The 13,702-nt window shown below is 71.9% G+C and carries 12 protein-coding genes; 1 reads left to right on the plus strand and 11 read right to left on the minus strand.

Translation table 11 applies throughout. The features are described from left to right. Positions 1 to 8 precede the first annotated feature (8 nt). From era to FB470_RS01575, 11 genes are all read right to left on the minus strand, one after another. Entirely contained in the window at positions 9 to 902 is an 894-nt protein-coding gene (gene era / locus FB470_RS01525; protein WP_306988123.1) for a GTPase Era, read from the minus strand. After that, on the minus strand, positions 899 to 1,231 hold the full coding sequence (locus FB470_RS01530) for a cytidine deaminase (RefSeq protein ID WP_306988124.1): 333 nt from the start codon (positions 1,229 to 1,231) through the stop codon (positions 899 to 901). The genes era and FB470_RS01530 overlap by 4 nt, the downstream gene beginning before the upstream one ends. After that, positions 1,224 to 2,561 carry a hemolysin family protein gene (locus tag FB470_RS01535; RefSeq protein ID WP_306988126.1) on the minus strand — a complete coding sequence of 446 codons (1,338 nt, stop codon included), beginning with the start codon at positions 2,559 to 2,561 and terminating at the stop codon, positions 1,224 to 1,226. The genes FB470_RS01530 and FB470_RS01535 overlap by 8 nt, the downstream gene beginning before the upstream one ends. 10 nt (positions 2,562 to 2,571) lie before the next feature. Next, positions 2,572 to 3,120 (minus strand): rRNA maturation RNase YbeY, encoded by a 549-nt coding sequence (gene ybeY / locus FB470_RS01540; protein WP_306988128.1) that lies wholly within the window; start codon positions 3,118 to 3,120, stop codon positions 2,572 to 2,574. Between the two features lie 3 nt (positions 3,121 to 3,123). After that, positions 3,124 to 4,203 carry a PhoH family protein gene (locus FB470_RS01545; protein WP_306988130.1) on the minus strand — a complete coding sequence of 360 codons (1,080 nt, stop codon included), beginning with the start codon at positions 4,201 to 4,203 and terminating at the stop codon, positions 3,124 to 3,126. 95 nt (positions 4,204 to 4,298) lie between these two features. Then, positions 4,299 to 4,652: a histidine triad nucleotide-binding protein gene (locus FB470_RS01550; protein WP_306988133.1), complete on the minus strand. Its 354-nt coding sequence runs from the start codon at positions 4,650 to 4,652 to the stop codon at positions 4,299 to 4,301. A gap of 1,284 nt (positions 4,653 to 5,936) precedes the next feature. Next, on the minus strand, positions 5,937 to 6,689 hold the full coding sequence (locus FB470_RS01555) for a 16S rRNA (uracil(1498)-N(3))-methyltransferase (protein ID WP_306988135.1): 753 nt from the start codon (positions 6,687 to 6,689) through the stop codon (positions 5,937 to 5,939). Beyond that, positions 6,689 to 7,849, minus strand: a complete 1,161-nt coding sequence (dnaJ, locus tag FB470_RS01560; protein WP_306988136.1) for a molecular chaperone DnaJ — start codon at positions 7,847 to 7,849, stop codon at positions 6,689 to 6,691. The genes FB470_RS01555 and dnaJ overlap by 1 nt, the downstream gene beginning before the upstream one ends. Positions 7,850 to 7,894: 45 nt before the next feature. Then, positions 7,895 to 8,920, minus strand: a complete 1,026-nt coding sequence (gene hrcA / locus FB470_RS01565) for a heat-inducible transcriptional repressor HrcA (RefSeq protein WP_306988138.1) — start codon at positions 8,918 to 8,920, stop codon at positions 7,895 to 7,897. Positions 8,921 to 9,175: 255 nt separating this feature from the next. Continuing rightward, entirely contained in the window at positions 9,176 to 10,666 is a 1,491-nt protein-coding gene (locus tag FB470_RS01570) for a CoA-acylating methylmalonate-semialdehyde dehydrogenase (protein WP_306988139.1), read from the minus strand. After that, positions 10,663 to 11,961: an aspartate aminotransferase family protein gene (locus FB470_RS01575; protein WP_306988140.1), complete on the minus strand. Its 1,299-nt coding sequence runs from the start codon at positions 11,959 to 11,961 to the stop codon at positions 10,663 to 10,665. Before FB470_RS01575 ends, FB470_RS01570 begins: the two co-directional genes overlap by 4 nt. A 101-nt stretch (positions 11,962 to 12,062) precedes the next feature. Here FB470_RS01575 and FB470_RS01580 point away from each other — a divergent pair, with 101 nt between their 5' ends. Beyond that, positions 12,063 to 13,679, plus strand: coding sequence for a PucR family transcriptional regulator (locus FB470_RS01580; protein ID WP_306988142.1), 1,617 nt, complete (start codon positions 12,063 to 12,065; stop codon positions 13,677 to 13,679). Positions 13,680 to 13,702 lie beyond the last annotated feature (23 nt).

Raw genomic sequence — 13,702 nt, forward strand, 5'->3', positions numbered from 1 at the left:
GCGAACGCCTAGAAACCCAGCCGGCGCAGCTGTTTGGGATCGCGCTGCCAGTCCTTGGCGACCTTGACGTGCAGGCTCAGGTAGACCTTGGTGCCCAGCAGCTTCTGGATCTGCTGGCGGGCCTGCGCCCCAACGGCCTTCATGCGCTCGCCCTGGTGGCCCAGGACGATGCCCTTCTGGCTGGGCCGCTCGACGTACACCGTGGCGTAGATGTCGAGCAGGTCGCGCTTGTCCTCGCGCGGCAGCATCTCCTCGACGGTCACCGCGATGGAGTGCGGCAGCTCGTCGCGCACGCCCTCCAGCGCCGCCTCGCGGATCAGCTCCGCGACCAGCGTCTGCTCGGGCTCGTCGGTGAGGTCGCCGTCCGGGTAGAGCTGCGGGCCCTCCGGCAGCCGCGCGACCAGCAGGTCCTCCAGCTGCTTCACCTGGAAACCGTCCACGGCCGACACCGGGATCAGCTCCTCGAACTCCAGCACGTCCTGCAGCGCCAGCAGCTGTTCGGCGATCTGCTCCGGCTTGGCCAGGTCGGTCTTGGTGACGACCCCGATCACGGGGGTGCGCTTGGCGACCTTGCGCAGCTCGCTCGCGATGTAGCGGTCGCCGGGGCCGACCTTTTCGTCGGCCGGCACGCAGAACCCGACGACGTCCACTTCGGACCACGTCTCGCGCACGACGTCGTTGAGCCGCTGCCCCAGCAGGGTCCGCGGCTTGTGCACCCCGGGAGTGTCCACAATGACCAGTTGCGCGTCGTCGCGGTGGACGATGCCGCGGATGGCGTGCCGCGTGGTCTGCGGCTTGCTGGAGGTGATCGCGACCTTGGTGCCGACCAGCGCGTTGGTCAGGGTCGACTTGCCGGCGTTGGGGCGGCCGACGAAGCAGGCGAAACCGGAGCGGTGGGTCACAGGACTTCCTGCACGGTTCCGGACGGGTCGGCGCGCAGGATCGCGGCCGTCTTCGCCAGGTCGCGCACCGCGTGAACGGACGCCTCGGCCACGAACGGTTCGGCGGTGACGACCGCGGCGGCCTCCAGCCCCTCCGCGCCGCTCGACACCGCCGCCGCGACCGCCGCCTGCAGCGCGGTGATCTTGAACGAGGGCAGGTCCACGGTGGTCGCCGCGTAGGTGCGGCCGTCGGTGTCCCGCACCGCGGCGCCCTCGGCGGCCTGGGTGCGTGCCCGCGCGGATCGGGCGAGGATGACGATCTTCTCGTCCTCGGGGTCCAGCTCAGGCATGGTCCACACTCCTGTCGGCCTCGTCGTGGTCACCGTTGCTGGTACGCACCCTACGTCCGGCCAGTTCGTCGCTCTCCGCCTGCACCACCACGGTGGTGATGCGCATCCGGCCGCGGCGGTCCTTGCCGCCCTCCGCGTGCAGCCGCAGACCGTCCACCTCGGCCTCGGCGCCGGGCAGCGGCACGCGCCCGAGCCGCTGCGCGAGCAGGCCGCCGACGGTCTCCACGTCGTGGTCCTCCAGGTCCAGCCCGAACAGCTCACCGAGGTCGTCCACGCCCAGCCGAGCCGACACCCGCACGGTGCGGTCGTCGAGGTGCTCGACCGGCGGCCGTTCCTCCAGGTCGGACTCGTCGGTGATCTCGCCGACGATCTCCTCCAGGATGTCCTCGATGGTCAGCAGGCCCGCGGTGCCGCCGTACTCGTCCACGGCGATCGCGAGGTGGTTGTGCGACACCTGCATCTCGCGCAGCAGGTCGTCCAGGCGCTTGGAGTCGGGCACGAAGCTCGCCGGGTACATCAGGTCCGGCACCGGCTTGGCCTCGCCGCCCTCCAGTTGCGCGCGCACCAGGTCCTTGATGTTGACCACGCCGACGATGTCGTCGACCGACTCGCCGATCACCGGCAGCCGGGTGAACCCGGTGCGCAGCGACAGGGCCAGCGCCTGGCGGACGCTCTTGGTCTGCTCGATCCAGATGATCTCGGTGCGCGGCACCATCACCTCGCGCGCGACCGTGTCGCCCAGCTCGAACACCGAGTGGATCATCTGCCGCTCGCCCGGCTCGACCACGCCGCGTTCCTCGGCGAGGTCCACCAGCTCCCGCACCTCGACCTCGGTGGTGAACGGGCCCTCGCGGAACCCCTGACCGGGGGTGATCGCGTTGCCGATGATGATCAGCAGCCGGGACAGCGGGCCGAGGACCGACCCGAGCACCCGCACCGGCCAGGCCACGATGGTGCCGACGCGGTAGGGGTACTGGCGGCCGATCGTGCGCGGCCCGACGCCGATCAGCACGTAGCTGACCAGCACCATCACCAGCGCGGCCACCACCAGCGCGAGGCCCTCGGGTGTGATCCACCGCAGGAACACGACGGTGACCAGCACCGTCGCGGTGAGCTCGCACCCCAGGCGCAGCAGCACCAGCAGGTTGATGTGCCTGCGCCGCTCGTCGATCACCGCGGACAGCTGGCGCGCGCCGGGGCGGCCCATCCGCACCAGCCCCTCGGCGCGGGCCTTGGACACGCTGCTGACCGCCGCGTCGGCGGCCGCCAGCACCGCGCCGAGCAGCACCAGCGCCACGGCGATCACCAGGAGTGCGGCCGAACTCGCCATCGGCCGTTCCTCAGTCCTCGGTGTCGGCCGGCGCGTCCAGGCCGGCGGCTCCCAGCAGCCGGTCGTCGGCCGTCCGCTGCGCGTCGCGGCGCTGCGCCTCCGCGACCGCGGCCTGGAAGTCGGCGAGGATGCGCTTCTGCAGCCCGAACATCTCGCGTTCCTCCGCCGGCTCGGCGTGGTCGTAGCCGAGCAGGTGCAGCACGCCGTGCACGGTCAGCAGGTGCAGCTCGTCGAGCAGCGAGTGCCCGGCGGTGCGCGCCTGGTCCCTGGCGAAGGCCGGGCACAGCACGATGTCGCCGAGCAGGGCCGGTGACGGGTCACCGGCGTCGGGGCGGCGGGCGGCGTCCAGCTCGTCCATCGGGAAGGCCATGACGTCGGTGGGCCCGGGCAGGTCCATCCAGCGTTCGTGCAGGTCGGACATGACGTCCAGGGTCACCAGCACCACCGACAGCTCGGCGAGCGGGCTGACCTCCATGCGGTCCAGCGCGAAGCGCGCGGCCGAGACGATCGACGTCTCGTCCACCGCGACGCCGGACTCGTTCGCGATCTCGATCGTCATGGCTCAGCGACGGCTCCGCCAGCCGTTGCCGGCCTGTGCGTCCTGTTCGGCCTGCCACTTCTCGTAGGCGTCCACGATGTCCCCGACCAGCCGGTGGCGGACCACGTCGGAGCTGGTGAGCGTGGCGAAATGCAAGTCTTCCACGCCTTCCAGGATCTCACGCACCACCCGCAGGCCCGACTTCTGCCCGGTCGGGAGGTCGACCTGCGTGATGTCGCCGGTCACCACGATCTTCGAGCCGAAGCCGAGCCGGGTGAGGAACATCTTCATCTGCTCGGGCGTGGTGTTCTGCGCCTCGTCGAGGATGATGAACGCGTCGTTGAGGGTGCGGCCGCGCATGTAGGCCAGCGGCGCGATCTCGATCGTGCCGGCCTGGATGAGCCGCGGGATCGAGTCCGGGTCGACCATGTCGTGCAGCGCGTCGTAGAGCGGCCGCAGGTAGGGGTCGATCTTCTCGGACAGCGTGCCCGGCAGGAAGCCCAGCCGCTCACCGGCCTCGACGGCGGGGCGGGTGAGGATGATCCGGGTGATCTGCTTGGCCTGCAGCGCCTGCACGGCCTTCGCCATCGCCAGGTACGTCTTGCCGGTGCCGGCGGGGCCGACCCCGAACACGATGGTGTGCTTGTCGATGGCGTCGACGTAGCGCTTCTGGTTCAGCGTCTTGGGGCGGATGGTGCGGCCGCGCCGGGACAGGATGTCCATGCTGAGCACTTCGGCCGGCGACTCCGACCCGCCCGCCGACAGCATGCCGACGGTGCGGCGGACGGTGTCCGGGCCGACCTGCTGGCCGCGCGCGGCCAGGGCGACCAGTTCGGCGAAGACGCGCTCGCCGAACGCGACGTCGGCGGGTTCCCCGGTGAGGGTGACCTCGTTGCCCCGGACGTGCACGTCCGCGGCCAGCAGCTCCTCGGCGACCCGCAGGTTCTCGTCACGGGATCCGAGCAGCGTCAGCACCGCGCCGTCCGGGATGGGGAACCGGGACTGGGCACTGCGCGTGCCCCGTGCGGTTCCGGTGGGCTCAGTGACGTCCCCGGTGGCGGGTACGTCCGATCGGGCGGCTCCACCCTGTGCGGTTCCGGCCAAGTGTCCTCGGGCCTGCCTTCTGCGTCTCCGCTGCTCGCTTGCTGCTTACCCCTTCGATGCTAGCGGGCCGGGCGGGTGGCGCGCAGTCGGTTACTTCACGGTCGCCCGAACAACCCGAGCTGCTCGCCGCCCAGGACGTGCGCGTGCACGTGGAAGACGGTCTGCCCGGCGTCACTGTCCGTGTTGAAGACCACGCGGTAGCCGGATTCGGTGATGCCCTCCAGTTCGGCGACCTTGGCGGCGGTGCTCAGCACGTCGGCGAGCAGCTGCGGGTCGGCCGCCGCGAGCTCGGCGACATTGCGGTAGCGCTTCTTCGGGACCACCAGCACGTGCACCCGGGCCTGCGGGTGAATATCCCGAAACGCGAAAGTCGTTTCAGTTTCGTAGACCTTCTCGCTGGGAATCTCGCCCGCGATAATCCGCTCGAACAGCGTCTCGGCATCACTCATGCGGCGAAGACTATCGCTGCCCCGCGGCTCGGCGACATGCCTGGTACCGCAAGGGATTTGCGTGCGGGAAGAGACGCCGCGGGGCGGTGGAGCCTGGGGGTCGCTCCACCGCCTCCGCGGCTCCGCCGGACCGAGGGGGGAGGTGTCCGGCGGGGCTTTGGGCACCCGAGGGCAACCCCAGGTGTCGTGGTGGTCAGGGTAATGGGTGCGGTGGCCCGTGCGCCACAGTCGACACCCAATTTTTTCCAGGTTTCGAAGACGGCCGGTACGCGAATGGCGGGGCTGCTGGGGTGTGGCGTGGGTTCGACGGGGCGGGCTGTGCGCTGGGTGCGGGGTCGGTGGTGGTGGCGGGACGTCGGGGCGGTCCGCGTCCGTGGCGACGGTGCGTGATCGGGGGTGGGCGACGGTGTGTGATCGGGGGTGGATTGGTTGGGCGTGGTTGGCGACGGGCTTTCGGGGTGTTGGGGGCTTGGGTTGTTCCCAGCACCAGACGGGTGGGCACCTTCGCGGCTGTGCGATTCGCCGCTGTGCGAAGGGTCCGTCCACGTCCGCACCGGTGGTCTGTTCGCGGCCGGTGAGCGGACCGTTCACCGCTGCGCAAAGGGCCCGTTCGTGCCGCACCGCCCGCAACGCCCGCAGCGCACCGCACCGTTGGTCCGTTCGTCGCCGCGCGGATGGTCCGTTCATCGCCGCACGGATGGTCCTCTCGCCGTCGCCGGACGCGAAGGGGCCATTCATCCATGCACGAACGGGCCGTTCATTGCCACGCGAGCGGATCCGTTCATCCCTGGGCGGGCGGGCCCGTTCATGCGTGACAGCACCGCATGGGTGGACCGCTCAACGCCGCGCCAACGGACCCTCCACCACCCCATGAACAGACCGCTCAACGCCGCGCGAACGGACCCTTCACCACCCCATGAACGGACCGCTCAACCCCGCGCGAACGGACCCTCCACCACCCCATGAACAGACCGCTCAACCCCGCGCGAACGACCGTTCAACCCAACGTAAGCGGACCGTCCGAACCTCGCGCGAGCGTGTCACTCATCGCCCCACGAGTGGACCGGTTCCCGCGCGCACCGGCGGGCATCTCCCAGCGCGCGCCGCTCCCGCTGCCGCTCCCGCCGGGCCACTCCCGCGGCCGTGCCGCTGCCGCGCGCCGCTGCGGTCCCCACTTCCGTGCGGTCCCCACTTCCGCTGCCGCTCCCGCGGCCGTGCCGCTGCAGTCCCCACTTCCGCTGCGGCCCCCACTCCCGCTGCCGTGCCGCTGCCGTGCACGAACCCTCAACGCCAGCGGGAAGTCATCGCTCCCAGGGCGCCCAGCGCCACGGCCGCCGCGGTGGAGGTGCGCAGCACGGTCGGCCCCAGGCGAACCCCCACGGCGCCCGCCGAGGTCAGGGAGGCCAGCTCACCGTCGGTGATACCGCCTTCCGGCCCCACCACCAGCAGCAGGTCCCCGCCGGCGGGCAGCTCCAACTCGGTCAACCGCGCATCCGCGGTACCTTCCAGGACCACCGCGCAAGCCGCCCGGGAGGCGATTTCCGCGAGCTCCTTCGTGGTCACCGGGGAGCGCACGGGCGGCACCCACGCGCGCCGCGCCTGTTTCGCCGCCGCGCGGGCCGTGTTCTGCCACCTGGCCAGCGCCTTGGCGCCGCGCGGACCCTCCTCCCAGCGGACCACGCTGCGCTCGGCCCGCCACGGGAGGATCTCGTCGGCCCCGGCCTCCGTCGCCAGCTCGACCGCCAGCTCACCGCGGTCGCCCTTGGCCAGCGCCTGCGCCACGACCACGCGCAACGCCGGCGGCTCCTCGCTCCAGCGGCGCACGACCTCCAGGTCCAGCACCGGGTCGCGGCCCGGGCGCACCTCGGCGATCACGCACTCCGCCGCCGCGCCACGACCGTCCGACACCACCAGCCGCTCCCCCGCCCGCATCCGCCGGACGGTCGACGCGTGCCGCGCCTCTTCGCCGTCCAGCACGACGTGCGGCCCCGCCGGCAACTCCCCGACGAGGAAGACCGGCGGCGTCGTGGCCGGCATTACCGGTGGCTCTTGGCGCGCAGCTTCGAGAACAGCCCGCCCTGGTGCCGCCCGTTCGCGGTCACCCCGGACTCCTCGCCCCGCAACTGGGCCAGCTGCTGCAACAGCTCGCGCTGGGCTTCGTCGATCTTGGTCGGCACCGTGACGTCGACGTGGACGTGCAGGTCACCGCGCCCGTCGACCCGCCCGGACGACCGCAGCCGCGGCATGCCCATGCCCGCCAGCACCAGTTCGGTGGCCGGCTGGGTACCCGGGTCGACCGTCAGCTCGTACTCGCCGTCGACCAGCGTCTCCAGCGGCACCGTGGCACCCAGCGCGGCCGCGGTCATCGGGATGCGCAGGTTGCAGTGCAGGTCGTGGCCCTCGCGCACGAACACCTCGTGCGGCTCCTCGTCGACCTCGATGTACAGGTCACCGGCCGGGCCACCACCCGGGCCGACCTCGCCCTGCGCGGACAACCGGATCCGCATACCGTCGCCGACCCCGGCCGGGATCTTCGCGGTCACCGAACGACGCGCCCGCACGCGACCGTCGCCACCGCACTGGCGGCACGGGTCGGTGATGACCTCGCCGATACCGCGGCACACCGGGCACGGCCGCGAGGTCACGACCTGGCCGAGGAACGACCGCTGCACCGACTGGACCTCGCCCTGACCGTGGCAGGTGTCACACGTCTTGATCGTGCCGCCGGGCGCGGTGCCGTTGCCGTGGCACTGGTCGCACAGGACCGCGGTGTCGACCGTGATGTCCTTGTCGACACCGGTCGCGCACTCCTCCAGGCTCAGGCTGATCCGGATCAGCGCGTCCGACCCCGGCTGGACCCGGCTGCGCGGGCCGCGACCGCGACCACCACCGGTCGCCGCGCCGAAGAAGGCGTCCATGATGTCGCCGAGCCCGCCGAACCCGCCGAACGGATCGCCTCCGCCGGCGGCGCGGGCGCCGTTGTCCAGCGGGTCGCCGCCGAGGTCGACGATCTTGCGCTTCTGCGGGTCCGACAGGACCTCGTAGGCCGTGGTGACCTCGCTGAACTTGTGCTGGGCGTCCTCGGACGGGTTGACGTCGGGGTGCAGCTCACGGGCGAGCTTGCGGTAGGCGCGCTTGATCTCCTGATCACTCGCGTTCTTGGCAACCCCGAGGATGCCGTAGTAGTCCCTGGCCACCTTCTGAACCGTCCTCCTAGAAAAGCACTGCCTGGGTTCGGCGGGTCAGCCGCCGGCCAGGATCTGCCCCACGTAGTTGGCCACCGCGCGCACCGCCGCGATCGTGCCCGGGTAGTCCATCCGGGTCGGGCCGACCACGCCCATGCCGCCGAGCAGCATGTCGTTCTTGCCGTACCCGATCGACACGACCGAGGTGCTGCGCATCTGCTCGTCCTCATTCTCTTCACCGATGCGAACGGTGACCGCACCGGGGTTGCGCGCCGCGGCGAGCAGCTTGAGCACCACGACCTGTTCCTCGAGCGCCTCCAGCACCTGCCGCAGCGAGCCGGGGAAGTCCGCGACGCTGCGGGTGAGGTTCGCCGTCCCGCCCAGGACCAGGCGTTCCTCCGGGTGCTCGACGAGGTGCTCGACCAGCAGGGTGCAGATCCGGATGACCGCGTCGCGCAGTTCGGCCGGCGCCTGGTCGGGCAGCTCGGTGACCCGGCTGGCGGCGTCGGTGAGCCGGCGGCCGGCCAGGGCGGTGTTGAGCATCTCGCGGATGCGGCCGACGTTCTCGTCGGTGATGACGTCACCCAGGTCGACGGTGCGCTGGTCGACCCGCCCGGAGTCGAGGATGATCACCAGCATCAGGCGCGCCGGTGTGAGCGCGACCACTTCCAGGTGCCGCAGGGTCGAGTTCGACATCGTCGGGTACTGGATGACGGCGACCTGCCGGGTCAGCTGCGCGAGCAGCCGCACCGAGCGGCGCAGGACGTCGTCGAGGTCGAGCGCCCCGTCGAGGAAGCTGATGATCGCGCGCCGCTCGGCCGGGCTCAGCGGCTTGACCTCGGACAACCGGTCCACGAAGAGCCGGTACCCCTTGTCGGTGGGGATGCGGCCGGCGCTGGTGTGGGGCTGGGTGATGTACCCCTCCTCCTCCAGCACGGCCATGTCGTTGCGCACCGTCGCGCTGGACACGCCGAGACTGTGCCGGTCCACGAGAGCCTTGGACCCGACCGGTTCCTGGGTCGACACGTAGTCCGCGACGATGGCGCGCAGAACCTCGAAGCGACGCTCCTCCGAGCTGGGCACGCCTCACCTCCGAACACCTACGGGCGGGTATCTCACCTCGAGTTTACGGAAGGCGAACGTGAAGCGCCCTCGCTTGTGACTCGGACGCCGCGCACGGACCCGCGGGCCACCGGCAGCGGCGGGTGCTCAGCCCCGCCTGCGGGGGTGCGGCTGCCGCGATCGGCCCGCCGGCGGGTGCTGCCCGGCCGGCGGGCGGTGCGACCGCTCGAGGTCGCCGCGGCTCCGCGCGTCGTCGGCGGTCCGCGGCGACCGGCCTCAGGAGTTGCGCGGGAAGCCCAGGTTCACCCCGCCCTGCGCGGGGTCCGGCCACCGGGACGTCACGACCTTCGTCCGCGTGAAGAAGTGGAAGCCCTCCGGCCCGTAGGCGTGGCTGTCGCCGAAGAGGGAGTCCTTCCAGCCGCCGAAGGAGTAGTACCCGACGGGTACCGGGATGGGCACGTTGAGCCCCACCATCCCGACCTCGACCTCGTTCTGGAACCGCCGGGCCGCGCGCCCGTCGTTGGTGAAGATCGCCGTGCCGTTGCCGTAGGGGTTGGCGTTCACCACCGCCAGCGCGTCGTCGTAGCTGCCCGCCCGCACGACCGCCAGCACCGGCCCGAAGATCTCGTCCGTGTAGATCGACATGTCCGTCCGCACCCGGTCGAACAGCGTCGGCCCCAGCCAGAACCCGCCGCCCGGCACCGGAGCCGACCGCCCGTCCACCACGAGCAACGCCCCGGCGGACACGCCCGCCTCCACATAGGACGCCACGCGGTCCCGGTGCGCCGCCGTCACCAGCGGCCCCATCTCCGAGTCCGGGGAACGCCCGTCGCCCACCGTCAGCGAGCCCATCCGCGACGCGATCTTCGACACCAGCTCGTCACCGACCGGGTCGACGGCCACCACCACCGACACCGCCATGCACCGCTCCCCCGCGGACCCGAACCCGGCCGAGACCGCGGCGTCGGCCGCCAGGTCCAGGTCCGCGTCGGGCAGCACGACCATGTGGTTCTTCGCCCCGCCGAGTGCCTGCACACGCTTGCCGTGCGAGGTCCCGGTCTCGTACACGTACCGCGCGATCGGCGTCGAGCCCACGAACGAGATCGCTTTCACGACCGGGTGCGCGAGCAGCCCGTCGACCGCCACCTTGTCTCCGTGCAGCACGTTGACCACGCCGTCGGGCAACCCCGCTTCGGCCAGCAGCTCCGCGATGAACAGCGACGCCGACGGGTCCTTCTCACTCGGCTTCAGCACGACGGTGTTGCCGCACGCGATCGCGTTGGGCACGAACCACAGCGGCACCATCGCCGGGAAGTTGAACGGCGAGATCACCCCGACCACGCCCAGCGGCTGCGCGATGGAGAACACGTCGACGCCGGTGGAGGCGTTCTCGCTGAACCCGCCCTTGAGCATCTGCGGCGCGCCGCACGCGTACTCGACGTTCTCGATCGCGCGGGCGACCTCGCCGGCCGCGTCGGACAGCACCTTGCCGTGCTCACCGGTGATGATCTCGGCCAGCTCGTCCCGGCGCGCGGTGAGCAGCTCGCGGAAGCGGAACAGCACCCGCGACCGGGCCGCGAGCGAGGTGTCCCGCCAGCCGGGGAAAGCGCGTGCGGCCGCCGCGACGGCCTCGTCGACCTGCCCGTCACCGGCGAAGTCCACGTACCCGCGGACTTCGCCGGTGGCGGGGTCGAACACCTCCCCGGTCCGGTCCGCTACGCCACCCCAGCTCTTGCCGTCGATCCAGTGGCTGATCCGTCGCGTCATGCCCGCGCCTCCTGCACTGCAGCGACCGATTCCCGCAGGATCTCGAGCGCTTCGCCGGTCTCGTCGTCGGTCAGCGTCATGGGTGGCGCCAGCCGGATCACGTTGTTGTGCAGCCCGCCCTTGCCGACCAGCAGGCCGCGGGCCCGCGTCTCCTCCAGCACCAGCCGCGCGGCCTCGGGGCTGGGCGCGCCGTCCGGCTCGACGAGCTCGACGCCGATCATCAGGCCCTTGCCGCGCACGTCACCGACGACGTCGTAGCGCTCGGCGACGTCCCGCAGCCCCGCCAGCAGCCGCGCGCCCTGCTTCGCGGCGTTGCCCTGCAGGTCGTGGCTGAGCAGGTAGTCCAGCGTCGCCTTGGCGCCCGCGGTGGAGACCGGGTTGCCGCCGAAGGTCGAAATCGAGTTGGCGGTGAGCGAGTCCATCAGGTCGCCGCGGGCCACCACACCGCCGATCGCCAGGCCGTTGCCGAGCCCCTTGGCGAAGGTCATCGCATCCGGGATCACGCCGTGCGCCTGGATGCCCCAGAAGTGCTCGCCGGTGCGGCCCCAGCCGGTCTGGACCTCGTCGGAGATCAGCAGGATCCCGTACTCGTCGAGGACCTCCTTGAACGCGGCGAACAAGCCGTCCGGCGGCACGTTGAACCCGCCGACACCCTGGATCGGCTCGGCGATCAACGCGGCGACGTCGCCCGAAGTGGTGGTCTGCAGGACGTCGCGCAGGTCGTCGGCGCACGCCCGCACGTAGTCGGCGTCGGACAGCCCGCGGAAGGCGTCCCGGTAGCGGTAGCCGCCCTGCACATAAGAGACCTTCACCGGGGACAGCGAGCTGGCCGACCAGCCGCGGTTGCCGGTGATGCCGATCGTCGCGAACGCCCGGCCGTGGTAGGAGTTGCGCATCGCCAGCACCTGGTTGGAGCGGCGGTACTGCGTGGCGAGCATCAGCGCGGTCTCGTTGGCTTCGGTGCCGGAGTTGGTGAAGAACACCTTGGCGTCCGGTATCCCGCTCAGCCGCGCGATCTGCTCGGCGAGCTCGACCTGGGTGCGGATGAGGTACAGCGTCGAGGTGTGCAGCACCCCGGAGTCGACCTGCGAGCGGATGGCGTCGGAGATCTCGGCGATGTCGTAGCCGATGGCGTTGGTGAGGATGCCGGCGAAGAAGTCCAGGTAGGTGGTCCCGGCGGAATCGGTGACCCGCCTCCCCTGCGCGCGCACGATCTCGAGGGGCTCGTCGTAGTACAGGGCCAGCCAGTTCGGCAGGACCGCCCGGTGCCGGGCGAGCAGCTCCGATTCGCTCATGTCCGCCAGTCTCGGCGGCCGTTGTCGCGCACCACCACACACAACATGTACCCAATGGCCCGATCGGCCGTACAGTCTGCGTTCTGCGGAGGTGGTGGCGCTTGTACCCGACGGTGGCGGACGTTCTGGCCCTGCCGGTGCTGCGCCACGGCCGTCCGGAGGTCGTGGCCGGCGGGGGACGGCTGGACACGCGGGTGCGGTGGGTGCACGTCGCCGAGGTCGCCGACATCGGGCACCTGCTCAAGGGCGGCGAACTGGTGCTGACCACCGGGATCGCCCTGCCGGACGACGCCACGCAGCTCGCGAAGTACGTCGACGGGCTGGCCGACGCCGGCATCGCCGGGCTGGTGGTCGAGCTGGTCCGGCACTGGAGTGACGCGCTGCCGCGGGCCCTCGTGGAGGCCGCCGCGCGCCGCGAGCTGCCGTTGATCACGCTGTCCCGCGAGACGCGGTACGTCGCGGTCACCGAGGCGGTGAACGGGCTGATCGTCGACGCGCAGGTCGCCGAGCTGCGCGCGGCCGAGCACGTGCACCAGGTGTTCACGCAGCTCACGGTCGCCGGTGCGGAGCCGGCCGAGGTGCTGCGCGAGGTCGCCCGCATGACCGGGCGGCCGGTCGTGCTGGAAACGCTCGCGCACGAGGTGCTCGCCTACGACGCCGCCGGGACCGATCCGGGCGAGCTGCTCACCGGCTGGCCGGCCCGCTCCCGCACCGTCCACCTCGGCGAGCGCACCGGCTACCACGCCGACGCCGGGTGGCTGGTCACGGTCGTCGGCGCACGGGGCCACGACTGGGGGCGGCTGGTGATCGTGTGCGACGAACCACCGCCGGACCGGCACGTCGTCGTGGCCGAGCGGGCCGCGTCCGCGCTGGCCGTGCACCGGCTCGTCGCCCGCGAGTCCGACAGCCTGGAACGGCAGGCGCACCGCGCGGTGCTGACGGAGCTGATGACCTCGCCGACGCCGTCCGCCGAACTTCTGGCGCGGGCCGCCGCGCTGGGGGCGGCGCTGTCCGGACGGCTCGTCGGCGTCGCGGTCCGGCCCCGGATGACGGCGTCGCAGCGGCAGGCGGCCTCCGCGCCGACGGTGCTGCGCGACCTGGCCGAGACCGTCTCGCTGGCCACCCGCCGGGCCAAGGTGTCCGCGCTCGTCGCGGTGGTCGACGACGTGAGCGTGCGGGCGCTGCTGTCGCTGTCACCGCAGGCCAACGTCGACGCCGTGCTGCGCCGCCTGTCGGCCGAACTGCGGGCGCGGCCGACGTCGGTGCCCACCGTGCTGGCCGTCGGCACCACCGTCGAGTCCGCCGCCGGCGCCCGGCGCAGCCTGACCGAGGCCGCGCACGTCGCCGCGGCCGCGTTGCGCGACGGCGCCGAGCGCGAGGTGCACCGGCTGCGGGACGTCCGCCTGCGCGGGCTGCTGCACCTGCTCGCCGACGACGAGCGGGTCCAGGCGTTCGCCGAACGGGAGCTGGGTCCGCTGCTGTCCCGCGACGCCGCCTCCGGCACGCGGCTGGTGCAGGCCCTGCGGCACTACTGCGAGCACGGCGGCAACAAGTCCGCGGCGGCCGCCGCCGCCCACACCTCCCGGACCGCTTACTACCAGCAGCTCGCGCGCATCGAGCAGGTGCTCGGCGTGCCGCTGGAGGACCCTGAATCGATGCTGTCGCTCTACCTCGCGCTGCTCGCCCACGACCTCTCCGACGATCACCCGGACAGGTAACACAGTTCTCCCGCCGACCGGCC

Origin of the sequence: Amycolatopsis thermophila, from assembly GCF_030814215.1 — a bacterium.
Classification (GTDB): Bacteria; Actinomycetota; Actinomycetes; order Mycobacteriales; family Pseudonocardiaceae; genus Amycolatopsis_E; species Amycolatopsis_E thermophila.

Bases quoted from the DNA above. Each gene is read 5' to 3' on its own strand.
- FB470_RS01550 (WP_306988133.1), bottom strand. From the start codon at position 4,652: ATGAGTGATGCCGAGACGCTGTTCGAGCGGATTATCGCGGGCGAGATT.
- FB470_RS01575 (WP_306988140.1), bottom strand. From the start codon at position 11,961: ATGAGCGAATCGGAGCTGCTCGCCCGGCACCGGGCGGTCCTGCCGAAC.
- FB470_RS01535 (WP_306988126.1), bottom strand. From the start codon at position 2,561: ATGGCGAGTTCGGCCGCACTCCTGGTGATCGCCGTGGCGCTGGTGCTG.
- FB470_RS01555 (WP_306988135.1), bottom strand. From the start codon at position 6,689: ATGCCGGCCACGACGCCGCCGGTCTTCCTCGTCGGGGAGTTGCCGGCG.
- ybeY (WP_306988128.1), bottom strand. From the start codon at position 3,120: ATGACGATCGAGATCGCGAACGAGTCCGGCGTCGCGGTGGACGAGACG.
- FB470_RS01570 (WP_306988139.1), bottom strand. From the start codon at position 10,666: ATGACGCGACGGATCAGCCACTGGATCGACGGCAAGAGCTGGGGTGGC.
- FB470_RS01530 (WP_306988124.1), bottom strand. From the start codon at position 1,231: ATGCCTGAGCTGGACCCCGAGGACGAGAAGATCGTCATCCTCGCCCGA.